14 protein-coding genes and 1 tRNA gene are annotated in these 14,326 nt (G+C 61.9%); 11 read left to right on the forward strand and 4 right to left on the reverse strand.

The features are described 5' to 3' along the window. The first annotated feature begins 83 nt into the window (after window positions 1-83). Window positions 84-722: a TetR/AcrR family transcriptional regulator gene (locus tag PMI07_RS26445; RefSeq protein ID WP_037088472.1), complete on the forward strand. Its 639-nt coding sequence runs from the start codon at window positions 84-86 to the stop codon at window positions 720-722. Window positions 723-762: 40 nt separating this feature from the next. Further along, window positions 763-1,782 (forward strand): ketol-acid reductoisomerase, encoded by a 1,020-nt coding sequence (ilvC, locus tag PMI07_RS26450; RefSeq protein WP_007761851.1) that lies wholly within the window; start codon window positions 763-765, stop codon window positions 1,780-1,782. Window positions 1,783-1,805: 23 nt separating this feature from the next. Here ilvC and PMI07_RS26455 read toward each other — a convergent pair whose 3' ends face one another. Together PMI07_RS26455 and PMI07_RS26460 are read right to left on the reverse strand one after the other, a co-directional pair. Next, on the reverse strand, window positions 1,806-2,195 hold the full coding sequence (locus tag PMI07_RS26455; RefSeq protein ID WP_007761852.1) for a type II toxin-antitoxin system VapC family toxin: 390 nt from the start codon (window positions 2,193-2,195) through the stop codon (window positions 1,806-1,808). Further along, window positions 2,195-2,404, reverse strand: coding sequence for an AbrB/MazE/SpoVT family DNA-binding domain-containing protein (locus tag PMI07_RS26460; RefSeq protein WP_007761853.1), 210 nt, complete (start codon window positions 2,402-2,404; stop codon window positions 2,195-2,197). The genes PMI07_RS26455 and PMI07_RS26460 overlap by 1 nt, the downstream gene beginning before the upstream one ends. Before the next feature lie 163 nt (window positions 2,405-2,567). Between PMI07_RS26460 and PMI07_RS26465 the strand changes: the two genes are divergently transcribed. Next, window positions 2,568-3,794: a PLP-dependent aminotransferase family protein gene (locus PMI07_RS26465; protein ID WP_007761854.1), complete on the forward strand. Its 1,227-nt coding sequence runs from the start codon at window positions 2,568-2,570 to the stop codon at window positions 3,792-3,794. A gap of 83 nt (window positions 3,795-3,877) precedes the next feature. On the opposite strand, the gene PMI07_RS26470 is transcribed toward PMI07_RS26465, so the two are convergent. Continuing rightward, window positions 3,878-5,779, reverse strand: a complete 1,902-nt coding sequence (locus PMI07_RS26470) for a hypothetical protein (RefSeq protein ID WP_024164180.1) — start codon at window positions 5,777-5,779, stop codon at window positions 3,878-3,880. A 243-nt stretch (window positions 5,780-6,022) separates the two neighbouring features. Between PMI07_RS26470 and PMI07_RS26475 the strand changes: the two genes are divergently transcribed. From PMI07_RS26475 to PMI07_RS26485, 3 genes are read left to right on the forward strand one after another with little or no spacing between them, the layout of a single operon-like run. After that, window positions 6,023-7,006, forward strand: a complete 984-nt coding sequence (locus PMI07_RS26475; protein WP_007757465.1) for an ABC transporter substrate-binding protein — start codon at window positions 6,023-6,025, stop codon at window positions 7,004-7,006. Window positions 7,007-7,018: 12 nt separating this feature from the next. Further along, window positions 7,019-8,713, forward strand: a complete 1,695-nt coding sequence (locus PMI07_RS26480) for an iron ABC transporter permease (RefSeq protein ID WP_007757466.1) — start codon at window positions 7,019-7,021, stop codon at window positions 8,711-8,713. Continuing rightward, the gene (locus PMI07_RS26485) at window positions 8,701-9,729 is read left to right on the forward strand and encodes an ABC transporter ATP-binding protein (RefSeq protein ID WP_007757468.1); all 1,029 of its coding nucleotides are present in this window, start codon (window positions 8,701-8,703) and stop codon (window positions 9,727-9,729) included. The genes PMI07_RS26480 and PMI07_RS26485 overlap by 13 nt, the downstream gene beginning before the upstream one ends. Before the next feature lie 4 nt (window positions 9,730-9,733). Here the strand turns inward: PMI07_RS26485 and PMI07_RS26490 are convergent, their stop codons facing one another. After that, window positions 9,734-10,096, reverse strand: coding sequence for a DUF4189 domain-containing protein (locus PMI07_RS26490; RefSeq protein WP_024164181.1), 363 nt, complete (start codon window positions 10,094-10,096; stop codon window positions 9,734-9,736). 191 nt (window positions 10,097-10,287) lie between these two features. Here PMI07_RS26490 and PMI07_RS26495 point away from each other — a divergent pair, with 191 nt between their 5' ends. From PMI07_RS26495 to PMI07_RS26515, 5 genes are all read left to right on the forward strand, one after another. Further along, entirely contained in the window at window positions 10,288-11,397 is a 1,110-nt protein-coding gene (locus PMI07_RS26495; protein ID WP_007775544.1) for an endonuclease/exonuclease/phosphatase family protein, read from the forward strand. Then, window positions 11,394-12,128 carry a hypothetical protein gene (locus PMI07_RS26500; RefSeq protein WP_024164182.1) on the forward strand — a complete coding sequence of 245 codons (735 nt, stop codon included), beginning with the start codon at window positions 11,394-11,396 and terminating at the stop codon, window positions 12,126-12,128. The genes PMI07_RS26495 and PMI07_RS26500 overlap by 4 nt, the downstream gene beginning before the upstream one ends. A 64-nt stretch (window positions 12,129-12,192) precedes the next feature. Beyond that, window positions 12,193-13,110 carry a PhzF family phenazine biosynthesis protein gene (locus tag PMI07_RS26505; RefSeq protein WP_007773634.1) on the forward strand — a complete coding sequence of 306 codons (918 nt, stop codon included), beginning with the start codon at window positions 12,193-12,195 and terminating at the stop codon, window positions 13,108-13,110. Window positions 13,111-13,343: 233 nt separating this feature from the next. Beyond that, a tRNA-Lys gene (locus PMI07_RS26510) sits at window positions 13,344-13,419 on the forward strand. Between the two features lie 146 nt (window positions 13,420-13,565). Then, the gene (locus tag PMI07_RS26515) at window positions 13,566-14,321 is read left to right on the forward strand and encodes a BA14K family protein (protein WP_007773633.1); all 756 of its coding nucleotides are present in this window, start codon (window positions 13,566-13,568) and stop codon (window positions 14,319-14,321) included. Window positions 14,322-14,326: the final 5 nt, after the last annotated feature.

The raw sequence follows: 14,326 nt of genomic DNA on the forward strand, positions 1-14,326 counted from the left end.
GCCCATATCCGATGCTTTATACGAGCAGAACCGTACCGTACGGTACGATAGAGGATTTGATCGTGAGAGCCGACGCCACCGACATGCCCGAATTTTCGCCGCGCCAGAACGCCGTTCTGGAACAGGCGCTTCGGCTGCTCGTGGAAGGCGGCGAGAAGGCACTGACGACGTCCGGTCTGGCGCGCGCCGCCAATTGCTCCAAGGAAAGCCTCTATAAGTGGTTCGGTGACCGCGAAGGCCTTCTGGCGGCGATGATCGCCCATCAGGCGAGCAAGGTGCGCACCTTCGAGCGTTCGGGCGAGCGGCTGACCGCTGATCTCCTGCGCGATCATCTCGAACTTTTTGCACGCGATCTGCTGGAAGTTCTGGCCGGCGACGTCTCGCTGGCGCTCAACCGGCTGGCGATCGGCCAGGCGAACCGCGAGGGCTCGAAGCTCGGCAAGCTCTTGCTCGAACACGGCCGCCGGCAGATCGACCGCCGTGCCATGGCGCTGATCGACCAGGGAAAAAGGGCCGGGCTCCTGCGTTTCGACAACGCGGATGCCGCCTATCACACGCTTTACGGCCTGATCGTTTCCGACCTGCATGTCCGCATGCTGCTCGGCGAGCTCGGCCTCAAGGACAATGTGCGCCAGGCGGAGAAGGCTGTCGCAGCCTTTCTGTCTCTGCATGGCACGCAAAAACAATCGGCGGACGCGCTCGGCGTCTCCGCTGGACGATGAAAATCATCAACAAACCTCACGCATAGGGAAGGGAAAAACGATGCGCGTTTATTATGATCGGGATGCCGATATCAACCTCATCAAGGCGAAGAACGTCGCGATCATCGGCTACGGTAGCCAGGGTCGTGCGCATGCGCTGAACCTCAAGGACTCGGGCGCCAAGAACGTCGTGATCGCGCTCAAGGCCGGTTCCGGAACCATCAAGAAGGCCGAAGCCGACGGCTTCAAGGTGATGACCGTTGCCGAAGCCGCCAAGTGGGCCGACCTGATGATGATGGCGACCCCGGACGAACTGCAGGCCGACATCTACAAGGCCGAAATCGCCGGCAACATCCGCGACGGCGCTGCAATCGCCTTCGCACACGGCCTCAACATCCATTTTGGTCTCATCGAGCCGAAGACCTCGGTCGACGTGGTCATGATCGCGCCGAAGGGCCCGGGCCATACGGTTCGCGGCGAATACCAGAAGGGCGGCGGCGTTCCCTGCCTCGTTGCCGTTCACCAGAACGCTTCGGGCAACGCGCTTGAACTGGCGCTCTCCTACGCCTGCGGCGTCGGCGGCGGCCGTTCGGGCATCATCGAAACCAATTTCCGCGAAGAATGCGAAACCGATCTCTTCGGCGAACAGGTCGTTCTCTGCGGCGGTCTCGTGGAGCTGATCCGCGCCGGTTTCGAAACCCTGACCGAAGCCGGTTACGCGCCGGAAATGGCCTATTTCGAATGCCTGCACGAAGTGAAGCTGATCGTCGACCTGATCTATGAAGGCGGCATCGCCAACATGAACTATTCGATCTCCAACACGGCCGAGTGGGGCGAATACGTCACCGGTCCGCGCATCATCACCGAAGAAACCAAGGCCGAGATGAAGCGTGTCCTCAAGGACATTCAGACCGGCAAGTTCACTTCGGACTGGATGCAGGAATACCGTGCAGGCGGTTCGCGCTTCAAGGGCATCCGCCGCATGAACGACAGCCACCAGATCGAGGAAGTCGGCGCCAAGCTGCGCGGCATGATGCCCTGGATCGGCAAGAACAAGCTGGTCGACAAGAGCGTCAACTAAGCTTTTCAGGTTCGGGGGTGGAGCTAACGTTCCGCCCCCGGCTTCTGCACGTAGATGACATGCGGCAGGTCTTCAAAATGCTTGTCGCAGGTCAGAAGGTCTGAATCGCTAAGACGGGCGGTCGCATAAATGATCGCATCGGCTGTCGACAGCTTGAATTCGACTGACAACCTTGCCGCTTCCTTGGCTATATTCGTATCCAGGACGAAGACTTGCCCGAATGTCGTATAGGCCAGGAAGCCTTGGGCCTCGCTCGTGTTGCGCTCCCGCTCCAGCCATTTGAAGACCTCCAACTGCACGATTGTCGGCACTATGCAGTCGGAAATCTGAGGAATCTGGGCGTTCATCTGAATGCCGGTAGCGGTCTTGGAAAGCCACTCGATCCACGCCGAACTGTCGATGACGCGAGCCATCAGTATCGATCGTTCCTGTCACGGTAATTCGAGGTGTCGGCGCCTTGGGCCATGCCGTAAAGTTCCTCGCGGGTCGGCACCGGCACGAGAATGACCCCTTTGCCTTGCGGGATGAAAGCAAATTGCTGCCCAGCTTGCCAATTATGCTTTTCGCGGATTTCCTTGGGTATGGAAATCTGGAATTTCGAGGATAAGGTTGCTGTCGCCATGATCTTACCTTCTTTGGATCGATAGATCATGCGTAAGATAGCGTCGTTGCAGGCAAAATCAAAGGTCAAAAAAATTGGCCGTAACCCGATAGGTCAGTCTTGCTGACCTATCGGTGTTTGTGTAAAATCGGACAAAGAAAATTGAAATAAGAGGAAACATCCCGTGCTTGATTGGGAACATATCTTCGCGACGCGCTCCAGCCGCATGCGCGCGTCTGAAATCCGTGAACTGCTGAAGCTGCTCGACCAGCCCGATATCATCTCCTTCGCCGGCGGCATTCCGGATCCGGCGCTGTTTCCTGATGTGGCGTTCAAGGAAGCCTATTCGGATATTTTTTCCGGCGCACAGGTGAACGCGGCGCTGCAATATTCCGTAAGCGAGGGTTACAAGCCGCTGCGCGAGTGGATCGCCCGCGACGTCGCCAAGATCGGCGTCGACTGCACGCCCGACAACGTCTTCATCACCTCGGGTTCGCAACAGGCGCTTGATTATCTCGGCAAGCTGTTCCTGTCGCCGAAGGATACGGCCCTGGTCACCTGGCCGACCTATCTCGGCGCGCTTTCGGCCTTCAATGCTTATGAACCGAATTACGACCAGCTTTCGCTGAACGGCAATCGCACGCCGGAGGCTTACCGCGACACTGCGGCCAAGACCGGCGGCAGCGTCAAGTTTGCCTATCTGTCTGCGGATTTCTCCAATCCGACCGGCGAGACGGTTGACCTGGCCGGCCGCGAAAAGCTGCTGGCACTTGCCGACGAGCTCGATATCGCAATCCTCGAGGACGCCGCCTATCAGCATCTTCGGTATGACGGTGAGGCCATTCCGCCGATCATGGCGCTCGACATCGCCCGCAAGGGCGGCATCGAGAACACCCGCACGATCTACAGCGGCAGCTTCTCGAAGACTCTGGCGCCCGGCCTGCGCGTCGGCTTCGTGGTCGCGGCGATGCCGGTCATCCGCAAACTGGTGCTGATGAAACAGGCCGCCGACCTGCATTCCTCGACGATCAACCAGATCGCCATCGAACATGTCGCCTCGCGCGGCTTCGACGCCCAGGTCGCCAAGATCAAGGCCGTCTACAGCAAGCGCCGCGATGCGATGCTGGCGGCACTCGACAAATACATGCCGAAGACCGCCACCTGGACGCGCCCGGAAGGCGGCATGTTCGTGTGGGTGACCCTGCCTGAGGGCATGGACGGCGCCGAACTGCTGGCAAAATCGATCGCCACGGAAAAGGTCGCCTTCGTTCCGGGCAAGGCGTTCTATGCGGACGGCAGCAATGCCAATACGCTGCGCATGAGCTTCTCCTGCGCCGACGAGGCGATGATCGACGAGGGCATCAAGCGGCTCGGTCGCCTGATCTCCAGCGCGATCAAGGCCGCTGCCTGATCCGTCGAAACGTTCGAGCATAAAAAAGCCTGCCCCAGAACGGCAGGCTTTTTGTTTGCCGGACCTGCTTGTTCGGCTGTCCGTCAGTCGGCGGCCAGGACGATAAGCATGTCGCCATCGGCATAGGTGGTCATTTCGGTGCGGGGCGGATTGACGACGACGCCGCCGAGGTTTCTGGCATCGGCATCGCCCGGGCGCTGGCGGCGGTGGCCGATGGCGATTTCGCCACGGCGAAGGGCTGCGAGCGCCACGGTGAAGAAGTTCACCGGCTTCGAGATGTCGACATAGTCGCCCATCGGCCGCATGTAGATTTCGGAACCGGCCTCATCCAGAAGCTCGTCGAAAATCGCCGCCATCGATTCGTTTTCGGAGGCCTGGGCAAGCATCAGGCTGACCAGCTTGTTGCTGACGACGAAATCCTCGGCGCGGGTGACTTCCGCAAGCTCGCGGTTACGTACGTCGATCATCTCGCTGACGACGCTGATATGCTTTCCGGCCGTCTCGCCGATCTTGCGGAGTTGCAGCAGGGTGATCAGCGTGCGGGTGTCGGCCGATTGCGCCATCATGCTGTCGCTGTAGCCGAGAACCAGGACGTGGTCGTAGGAGGGGATGTCGAGTGCGTCCAGTGCGGAGCGGCTGCTGGTGTCGATCACCCGGTGTTCGACGGCGAGCAGAGCCTTGTCGAGGTCGAGCGATGCGATTTCACCTTCGAATTCCGGCGTGTCGGCAGCAATCGTCAGCCGCGAGCCAGGCGCCACGTAGCGGGCAAGCTCGGTGGCGATGATCGGTCCGCGGCGGTTCCAGCCGAGGATCAGGGTGCGTTCTGCGGTTTTGCCGCGCTTGACGATCGCCTTGATGGCGTTCTTGTCGATGCCCATCTCACCGGACCAGGTTTTGATCGCACCATCGTCTTCGGCGATGATGACCGCGCGGTCGCTGGCGACGATCACTTGGTTCGGGTTGGGGTTGAGGTGTATGGAGCCTTCCTTGTCACAGAGGCCGATCAGCGTGCTGTTCTCGTAGGCGAGGACGGCATTGCCGAAGGATTTTCCGACGAGATCGGGCTGTTCGAGCGTGTAGATCTCGCAGCCGTCGAAATCGAGCAGTTCGGAATAGACCGCACTCAGGCCGGCCTGGCGGCTGGTGTGAACAACGATGCGGGCGATCAGGTCGTCGGCGAGCACGAGCTGCATCTCGCCGCCGCCGACGATCCTTGCCACCTCGGCATTGTCGGCGTTGCGGATTTCCGCGGCGATCATGTATTTCTCCGCCCGGCGGTTCGGATCGTTGACCAGTGCCAGCACGGTCTTGATCACCTGCGGGTCCGCGTCCTCGCCTTCCGGGGAGAGGACGATGATAGAACGGGATGTCTGCGGGTTGACGATGCCGAGATCGTAGAGATCGGTCGGATCGCCGCTGCGGCAGATGATCTTGGTGTTCTTGCGATCGACGACCTTGGTGGCGATCTCGTCTTCCATCTCCACCTTGTCCTTGTTCGCCATAATGACGATGCGGGGATTGCGGCGGCTCTGGTTGGCGATGACGAGTTCCGAGATGACGTCGAAGATCGAGGGCGACCAGTTGAGGATGATCGTATGTTCGGTTTCGAGCACCCGCGAGCGGCCCTTGCGCAGCTCGTCGAGCTTTTCCTCGAGGCCGGACGAGATGACGCCGATCAATGCCGAGAAGACGAAGATGCCGGCGAGCGTGACCAGCAGCATGATGATGCGGAAACTCCAGCCTTGGTCGGCGCCCATGGTTCCGGCGTCGAAGGTTCGCATCAGCGATTCCCATGTGCCTTCGATGAAGCCGAGCGACTCGCCGCCTTCCGGCGCAATCCCGGTGACCGCAAGGATCGCACCCGCGATCATGATCACGATCAGCGATATCAACGCCAGCCAGCCGATCAGCGCGACCGCGCCGCCCGCCATGCTCTTGTCGAACCCATAGCGCAGTCGCGCACCCAAGTTTTCCCGTTTTTTCATCTTGTGTCCCCGAACTATACCCTGGTGCAGGGGATGGCAGGATTAGGTTGCGAAACAATTGAAGAGGCGGGTTTTGCGCAGTCGTTGTGCCGGAATGATCCGAGCACAGTAAATTTAGTCTTCGAATTTTGTTTGCCGCTGTTAAAACACGCCGCAAGATCGGCCTTGCCCGCCTGCCTGTCACATGGCTGTCAAGCAGGAATGCTTATCGTCCGCAGCTTATGTTCGAACAGGGATGCTCCGATGAATAACCTTCTTTCCGCTTTCACCGCCCTCGTGGCCTTCGGCATGATTGCCGGCGCCGCTGAGGCCGCCGATCTCGTGCTCTATACCAGCCAGCCGAACGAGGACGCCCAGGCGACCGTCGATGGGTTCAAGGCTGCCAATCCGGGCCTCGACGTGCAGTGGGTGCGTGACGGGACGCCGCAGATCATGGCCAAGCTCAATGCCGAGATCCAGGCCGGCAATCCGGCGGCCGACGTTCTCCTGATCGCCGACACGGTGACGCTCGAGCGCATGAAGCAGGCCGGGCAACTGATGGCCTACAAGTCGCCGGAAGCGGCCAATTACGACAAGGCGCTCTATGACGCCGACGGCTTCTACTATTCGACCAAGCTGATCACCACCGGCATCATCTACAACACCCAGGCCGCCATGAAGCCGACCAGCTGGGCCGACCTTGCCAAGCCGGAAGCAAAGGGCCTCGTCACCATGCCGAGCCCGCTCGCTTCGGGTGCAGCGCTCATCCACGCACAGACGCTCGCCGGCGTTCCCGGCCTTGGCTGGGACTACTACAAGAACCTCAAGGCGAACGGCGCGATTGCGGCCGGCGGCAACGGCGCGATCCTGAAGTCCGTCGCTTCGGGCGAGAAGGCCTACGGTTTCGTCGTCGACTACCTGCCGATCCGCGAAAAGGCGAAGGGCGCTCCCGTCGAGTTCGTCTTCCCGAAGGAGGGCGTGTCTGCCGTGACCGAGCCGGCCGCGATCCTTGCCTCCACCAAGCACGCCGACAATGCCAAGAAGTTCATCGACTACGTCCTTTCCCAGAAGGGCCAGGAAGGCTTCCTGAAGCTCGGCTATATCCCGGCCCGCAACGGCATGGCCGTACCGCCCGGCTTCCCGGCCCGCGAGACGATCAAACTTCTGCCGATCAATGCCGCCGATGCGCTCAAGAACTCCGAGAAGGACGTCAAGGGCTTCGCGGATATCTTCGGCATCAAAGGCTGATATAAGCGCCTCATGACGCGGCCTCAGAATCGGGGAAACAGCCAGCCACGCTGGCTGTTTCCCTTTGTTGTAACGGTGATCTTCTGCCTGAGCGTGCTGCCGCTCGGCCGGCTTGCCGCAACCGGAATCATGTCCGCCTTCCGGGGCGGGGCAAGTGAACTTCTGTCCGACCCCGGCTTGTGGCGGTCGGTCTATGACACGCTGTCGACCTCCTTCTTCGGCATGATCGCGGCCGTCCTCCTGGGCGGCGGCTTTGCGCTGCTGCTGACATTGTTCGACATCCGCGGCAAGGCTCTCCTCGGTTTCCTGTTCATGCTGCCGACGATGATCCCGCCGCAGGTGACGGCGCTGTCCTGGATCGGCATGACCGGGCCGTCGAGCGCGCTCCTGAAGGCGATCGGGCTTGCCCCGCCGCTCGGCTCGCCGCAGCCGCTCTATTCGATCGGTGGCATCGCGCTGCTCTATGGCGTGCAGAATGCGGCGCTCGTCTACCTGTCGCTCCGGGCCGGACTTCTTGCGCTGCCGCGCGACGCGGTCGAGGCGGCGAGGCTTTCCGGCGCATCGTCCTTTCAGGTCCTGAAGGACGTCATCCTGCCCTTGTCACTGCCCGGTTTTGCGGCGGGTGCGGCAATCGCCTTCGTCTCCTGCGTCGGCAATTTCGGCATTCCGGCGATCCTCGGGATTCCCGCCGGGATCTATACGCTGCCGACCCTCATCTATTCGAAATTTGCGGCTTTCGGTCCCCGCACATTCGCGGATATCTCGGTCCTGTCCGGGTTGATCGCCATCCTGTCGGTCATCGGGCTGATGGTCGAGGCACGGGTGCTGCGCGGCCGCGACTATCGCGTCATCGGCCTGTCGGGGCAGGTCGCCGTCTTCCGGCTCGGCGCCTGGCGCTGGCTTGCCGAACTGCTTTTGTGGCTGACGATCTTCCTGATCCTCGCCATGCCGCTGATCGCGCTCGTCGCAAGCTCCCTGGCGCCGGCCTATGGCGTGCCGCTCAGCCCCGCGACCGTCACCATCAAGGCCTATGAGGAAATTCTCGTGCGCCAGGCGGCGACGCGCATCGCGTTCACCAATTCCCTCTCGCTGTCGCTTGCCACCGCCTTCGGTCTCCTGGTGGTGACGGTGCTGACCGGCTATTTCCTGGTGCGCAGCAAGAGCCGCTTCGTGGGCGTCATCTCGGCGCTGGCGGAAATCCCCTATGCGCTGCCGGGCATCGTGCTGGCGGTTGCCTTCATCCTGCTGTTCGCCGCACCCATTCCGGTGATCGGCATTTCGATCTACGGGACGATCTGGATCATCCTGATCGCCTATTTCTCGAGCTTCTTCGCGGTCAGCCTGAAACCGGTGGTCAGCGCCTTCCGCCAGCTCGATCCTTCGCTGGAGGAGGCGGCTCGGCTTTCGGGCGCGGGTTTTACGCGCCGGTTGGCCGATATTCTCGTGCCACTGGTTGCGCCGGCTGCCGGCGCTTCGGTGATCCTCGTGTTCCTGATCGCCTGCAACGAACTGACGGTTTCGGCACTCCTCTGGTCGGCAGGCACGCAGACGCTTGGCGTGCTGATCTACAATCTCGATGACAGCGGCAGCTTCAACATCGCAGCGGCATTGTCCGTCCTCGTGGTCATCATGGTGATCGCGATGATGGTGGCGCTGGAATTGATGGCGAAACGGCTGCCGAAAGGTGTGGTCCCGTGGCGAAGCTGATCCTCAACCGTCTTTCCAAGACGTTCGACCTGGGTGGGCGGGCGGCCGTCAACGACGTGTCCCTGACCGTGCGCGAAGGCGGCTTCCTGGCGCTGCTCGGGCCCTCGGGATGCGGCAAGACGACGGTGCTCCGGATGATCGCCGGCTTCGAACAGCCGAGCGACGGCTCGATCCTGCTCGGCGAGCGGGTGCTTGCGGATGCGAGCGAGATGGTGGGCCCGGAACATCGCAACATGGCGATGGTCTTCCAGTCCTATGCGCTCTGGCCGCATATGAGCGTGGCGGAAAATGTCGGCTACCCGTTGAAGGTGCGCGGCATTTCTGGCGAGAAGCGGGAGCGCAAGGTCAGGGAAGCGCTCGCCGCCGTGCATCTCGAAACCCATGCGGACCGCCGCCCGGCGGATCTTTCCGGCGGCCAGCGGCAGCGCGTGGCGCTCGCCCGCTGCCTCGTCACCGAACCTGACGTCGTGCTGCTCGATGAGCCGCTCGCCAATCTCGACCGGCATCTGCGCCAGGAGATGGAGGAAACGTTCCGGGAGTTTCACGCCCGGTCGGGCGCGACGATGATCTATGTCACCCACGACCAGGCGGAGGCGATGGCGCTGGCGACCGACGTCGCGGTGATGTCCGAGGGCAAGCTGCTGCAGGTGGCGACGCCGGAGGAGATCTATGCGCGGCCGGAGGGCCGGCTGGTCGGCGGCCTCGTGGGGCAGGGGGCGATCCTGTCGCTTCCGTCACCGATCGGTGACAAGCGGCTTCTCGACTGGCCGGTCGTGCAAGGGATTCTGGGCAACCGCCAAGAGGGACCGCGCACCGATATTCTCGTGCGCCCGCAGGATGTCGAGATCGCTGCCGAAGGAGCCGCTGTGACCGTCCTTTCGGTCCTGTTCGAAGGGGAGCGCTATGCGCTGCGCCTTGCCCTGCCGGATGGGCAGACACTGCGCGCGTTCAGCCGCCATCCGGTCAAGGTCGGGGATAGGCTCGCCATCGTCATCCGTTCAGCCTGGCGTCTTTGAGTGGCTACCGGGCGCCAGAACATTGCCAGCGGATGACCTGGCAGCCGTGGCTGTTCTGTCGGCAGGAGCCGATCGCCTGGTTTTCCGCTTCGCGGCGGCTGTAACCCCAGCCGGAACCCCAGCCATCGGGACCCCTGGCGACAGCGCCGCAGGCCTGGTCGAACCAGATTGCGACCCGGCAGTCGCTGGCGTCGCAATTGGACTGCGCGGCTCGCTCGGCGTTCCGGCGGCTCGTGTGATCGTAGGACCAGCCGAGCGCGCCGGTGCGCGGCGAATAGGCGATGGCCCCAAAACTGTCCGCCATCGACTGGCCCGCACCGGCGAGCAGGATGCAGAAGGACAGAGATGCCAGAATTGTGCGTTTCATGTACCGAGCCCCCGGGCGGCAGACCGTATCCCCCGATCGAAAGAATGCCGCTGGCCCGAAGGTCGCACCGGTTCCGCCTTTCTGCAACCGACTTTGCGGGTTGCCGACAACAGGGACTTAAATTTCTCGATTCATTCGTTTTTATTAAGAGCCTCGCCGGCTAAGGTGGCCGCTGCAGCAGGATGGATTTGATGTCTCTACGTCTCGGCACCTTCAATATCGAAAACCTGATGACCCGTTTCGATTTCTCCGGCTGGCGCAACCAACTCCGGCAGGACCGGGTGCTGCGGCTCTACGACGTGCAGGACAAGGCGGTTTATCAGCAGCTGGAACAGGCCCGTCTGATCGCCGAGACTGACGATACGCGCCAGCTCTCGGCACTGGCGATTGCCGATGCGGATGCCGACATCCTCTGCCTGCAGGAGGTCGACAACATGCCGGCGCTGCAGGCCTTCGAATACGGTTATCTCTACCGCATGGTCGGCAACGGCTACCGCCAGAAATATCTGGTCGAGGGCAATGATTCGCGCGGCATCGACGTCGCCGTGCTGATGCGTGAGGAGACCCGCAGCGGCGAGAAGATCGAGGTGCAGGACGTGCGCAGCCACGCCATGCTGACCTACCAGGATCTCGGCCTCTTCAACGATGAACTGGCGCTCAGCAACCAGGCGCATGACAAGATCTTCAAGCGCGACTGCCTCGAACTGGAGCTGACGATCGGGGCCAAGCCGTTCACGCTGTTCGTCGTGCATTTCAAATCCATGGGCAATGCGCGCGACGGCCAGGATGGCCGCACCGGCACGATGGCGATCCGCATGGCGGAAGCGAGGGCGGTGCGCCAGATCGTCGAGCGCCGTTTCGGCAAGGGACGGACGGCCGACAAGAACTTTGCCATCTGCGGCGACATGAACGATTACCAGGAGAAGGTGCAGGTGATCGGCTCTCGCCGCGAGGGCTACCGATTCGAGCCGCGGCGCGAGGAGGTCAGCGCGCTGAATGTCTTTACCGACGATGGCTTCGTGGTGAACCCGATCATCCGCCGAGACGTGATGGACCGCTGGACGCTCTATCACGCGCGGGGGCCGGAGGAGCAGCATCTCTGCCAGCTCGACTATATCTGGCTGTCGCCGGCGCTCGCCGGGCACAACCCGGGCAGCGTGCCGGAGATCATCCGTGGCGGCCAGCCCTATCGTACCGTCTTTCCGCCTGGGCAAGAGGTGGAACGGTTTCCGCGCATCGGCTGGGACCGGCCTAAGGCATCGGATCATTGCCCCGTCGTAATGTCATTGGAGCTCAGATGACCGTCCTGCCGACCGGCGGCTGGCCAGCCGAGAACACGGCCTTCGAGGTCGAGGCTTTCGATCTTTCAGTCCTTCCCGGACAGCATCCCATTTTCATCGCGCACCGGGAGGAGATCGAGGAGAACTGGGGGCAGGAAGCGGCAGCCAATCCGCATCTCTTCAACGGCCAGATGGTGTTGCAGCATCGGCTTTCATTCCGGGATGGGGTGATCACCGGCGAGGCGCATGTCATCCCCTATTCGACGCTCTTGTGGTGGCGCAAGCAGCCGGATCCGGCGGGCGCCTTCCATCTCTTCGGTTTCGCCGTGCCCGTCTCGTCCGACGGCGCGATCATCGCCATCCAGATGAGCGAGAGGACTGCCAATCCCGGCCAGGTCTATTGCGCCGCCGGCTCGCTCGATCTTCTCGACATCATCGACGGCAAGCTTGATCTTCCGGCCAATATGCGCCGCGAGGTGCTGGAGGAGACCGGCCTCGATCTTTCTTCCGCCAAACCCGATCCGCAGTTTTTCGCCAGCCACAGCAGGCACCGGGTCGTCGGCTTCCGCTTCTATCATTTCGACCTGACGGCGGAGGAAATGCTGACGCGCATCGCCGCCCACATGGTGCATGACGAGGAAAAGGAGATCGCTGGCGCGGTGGCGATCCACTCGGCCGATCGCGGCGCGCATCCCTACAGCCCGTTGATGTTTCCGATTCTCGACCTGTTTTTCAAAGATTCGATGCGCTGAACAGGGGTTGCTTTGAGAGGACCGGTCGGGCAGTTTGGCGCCATCGAAACACGGGGAGGTGTGGTTGGCCCGTCGCTACAGCATCTATGACGTCTTCACCGACAGACGACTTGCCGGCAATCCGCTGGCCGTAATCTTCGACGGAAACGGCCTTGACGACGACAGCATGCAGGCGATCGCCAGGGAGATGAACCTCTCCGAGACGGTGTTCGTGCAGGCCTCCGCGAATGCCGCCTACGCTGCGCGCCTGCGCATCTTCACGCCGGGCAGGGAACTGCCCTTCGCGGGCCATCCGACCGTCGGAACGGCGGTGGCGCTCGCCGAACTCAATCACGGGTCGGAAGACGCCGATAGGGATCTCGTCTGCGTGCTGGAGGAGAATGTCGGGCCGGTGCGTTGCGCCGTGCGGCTTCGCGCCGGCGAGGCTGGTTTTGCCGAATTCGACCTGCCGAGACGGCCGTTGCAGATCGAGCTTCCGCTCGACCGGCAGGGGCTCGCCGATGCGCTGAGCGTCAAGTCGACGGATATCGGCTTCGAAAACCATGTCGCTTCCATCTGGAGCGCCGGCGTACCCTTCCTGATGATTCCGCTGCATAATCTCGCGACGGTCCAGAACCTCGAATTCGACACGGCTTTGTGGGAAAAGGCGGCGCCGTTCGTGGAGGGGGCGCTCGCATCGGCTTACGTCTATTGCCGCAGCGGCGTGAACCACCAGGCGAAATTTCATGCCCGGATGTTCTCGCCGGACATGGGGATTTCCGAGGATCCGGCAACGGGTGCTGCGGTTGCCGCACTCTCCGGCGCGATCCGGCATTTCGACGCGCTGCCGGACGGCCATCATCCCGTGCTGGTGGAACAGGGAGTGGAGATGGGACGCCCGTCCTTCATCCACCTGCATATCGACGTGAAGGAGGGGGAGATCGCCAGAGCACGGATCGGCGGCCAGGCGATCAAGGTCGCCGAAGGTATGCTGCATCTCTGAATTTCGGAGCCTTGTCGAAGGTTGCGATATTGTGACGCACTAAAGTCTTGAAATTTCTGGTTTTGAGCCGTTTTCGGGATTGCCGCGATGTTTCGATTGGGTGGGAAATTTGGCCCGGATGATTTTTTGCCCGGTCAGTCGAATAATTTTGGCCAAGCCGCTAGACAAGCCGAACGATCCCCTTTATACGCCCCTCACACCGCTGGCGAGCACGCCTCGCACAGATGGTTCTTGGGTGATTAGCTCAGTTGGTAGAGCAGCTGACTCTTAATCAGCGGGTCGTAGGTTCGAGCCCTACATCACCCACCATCTCCTCCTTTGAAGAGTTGGTTTTGTCGAGGCGCATGTCGCCCTGTCATCATCCGTGATCTCCAATCCCGTTTCTTTTATTCCTCCGGCGGGAACTCCGGCACCTGATTCGGCATTTGGTGCGAAACGGAAATCGGAGCGCGGTCGTGAAGCCAATTCTTTTGCTCTTGGGGAGCCTTGTCCTGCTCGTCCTGGTGTTCCTGAGCGGTGTGATCATCACCGCCAACGTAATCGCAGAACCCGAGCCCCATAAATTCGCCCATATAGACACGCCGGATCTGTGGACCTCCCAGCCGAAGGCTGTCGATGCCGCCCGCCAGGATTATCAGCGTCTGCCCACTGTGACGCCTCCGGTTTCAGTTGCGGCCGATGCACCGAAGGCGCCCGCCGTCCAGGAGATCACCGCAGGTGCGACCGTCGATCATGCCGCGACCGCGTCCATCACTCCGCAGCTGCCGGGCGACATGCCCAAGCCGCAGGAACAGAGGAACGCCATGGTCGAGCCGGCGCAGGCCGACTGGTGCTACGCGCGATACAAGTCCTATCGTATCGAGGACAACAGCTACCAACCCTTCAGCGGCGGTCCCCGGCGGCAATGCCAGGCACCAGGCGCTTCACCGGTCGAAACTGTTTCTGCCGCACCTATGCCTGACCAGCCGCAAGCCCCGCAGATACAGAATGAATTGCAGCCGCTTTCGGAGAACCCCGCCGCGCGTGTCAATCAGCGGGCCGACGAGGGAGCGGCGGGCTATGCGCAGTCGCAGGCAGTCAGTATCGGCACGCCGGCCGGATCCCATGAGGAATGGTGCTTTGCCCGATACCGGTCCTACCAGGTCGAGGACAACAGCTATCAGCCCTTCGCCGGCGGCCCGCGCCGCCAGTGCCAGTCGCCTTTCGGCTGACCGCG

It is taken from the genome of Rhizobium sp. CF080, from assembly GCF_000282095.2.
Taxonomy (GTDB): domain Bacteria; phylum Pseudomonadota; class Alphaproteobacteria; order Rhizobiales; family Rhizobiaceae; genus Neorhizobium.

Excerpts from the sequence above, each read along its gene's own strand:
- PMI07_RS26445 (WP_037088472.1), top strand. The coding sequence starts at position 84 with ATGCCCGAATTTTCGCCGCGCCAGAACGCCGTTCTGGAACAGGCGCTT.
- ilvC (WP_007761851.1), top strand. The coding sequence starts at position 763 with ATGCGCGTTTATTATGATCGGGATGCCGATATCAACCTCATCAAGGCG.
- PMI07_RS26455 (WP_007761852.1), bottom strand. The coding sequence starts at position 2,195 with ATGGCTCGCGTCATCGACAGTTCGGCGTGGATCGAGTGGCTTTCCAAG.
- PMI07_RS26460 (WP_007761853.1), bottom strand. The coding sequence starts at position 2,404 with ATGGCGACAGCAACCTTATCCTCGAAATTCCAGATTTCCATACCCAAG.
- PMI07_RS26470 (WP_024164180.1), bottom strand. The coding sequence starts at position 5,779 with ATGAAAAAACGGGAAAACTTGGGTGCGCGACTGCGCTATGGGTTCGAC.
- PMI07_RS26475 (WP_007757465.1), top strand. The coding sequence starts at position 6,023 with ATGAATAACCTTCTTTCCGCTTTCACCGCCCTCGTGGCCTTCGGCATG.
- PMI07_RS26480 (WP_007757466.1), top strand. The coding sequence starts at position 7,019 with ATGACGCGGCCTCAGAATCGGGGAAACAGCCAGCCACGCTGGCTGTTT.
- PMI07_RS26490 (WP_024164181.1), bottom strand. The coding sequence starts at position 10,096 with ATGAAACGCACAATTCTGGCATCTCTGTCCTTCTGCATCCTGCTCGCC.
- PMI07_RS26495 (WP_007775544.1), top strand. The coding sequence starts at position 10,288 with ATGTCTCTACGTCTCGGCACCTTCAATATCGAAAACCTGATGACCCGT.
- PMI07_RS26500 (WP_024164182.1), top strand. The coding sequence starts at position 11,394 with ATGACCGTCCTGCCGACCGGCGGCTGGCCAGCCGAGAACACGGCCTTC.